The sequence below is a fragment of the Rhodococcus sp. IEGM 1351 genome (assembly GCF_030056875.1).
Taxonomy (GTDB): domain Bacteria; phylum Actinomycetota; class Actinomycetes; order Mycobacteriales; family Mycobacteriaceae; genus Rhodococcus_F; species Rhodococcus_F opacus.
Genome location: NZ_JASHKU010000108.1, coordinates 1 through 438, shown reverse-complemented (window position 1 = coordinate 438; position 438 = coordinate 1). Strand labels below are relative to the sequence as shown.

Annotated in this window: 1 protein-coding gene; it reads left to right on the top strand. The window is 73.5% G+C overall.

Annotated features, from left to right (window positions below; all coding sequences use genetic code 11):
* Window positions 1-438 (top strand): SH3 domain-containing protein (locus QM806_RS40985; protein WP_283295058.1); only part of this gene is annotated, 438 nt, incomplete at both ends.

Genomic DNA, 438 nt, shown 5'->3' with positions numbered 1-438 from the left:
CATGTGGTGCCCGCCGGCGGGATGCCCGCGTGGTCGGCCCCCGACCCCGACGGGGCACCGGTCGCCCGACTCGATCCGGGGGTCGAACTCCACCTCCTCGAACGCACCGGCGACTGGGCACACATCATCTGCACCAACGGGTGGTCCGCCTGGGTGGACGGGCGAACCATGGAAGAACCCCTCACCGGCGCACCCACGACGCCGCCGCGGTCGCAGCAAGTCCACCCGACCGCCTGGTCTTCCCCCGATCGGAGTCGGCCTGCGCCCGGTGCCGCCCAGCGGGTTCGCGAGCAACCAACCTGGCGGCCTACGCATGTGGTGCCCGCCGGCGGGATGCCCGCGTGGTCGGCCCCCGACCCCGACGGGGCACCGGTCGCCCGACTCGATCCGGGGGTCGAACTCCACCTCCTCGAACGCACCGGCGACTGGGCACACATC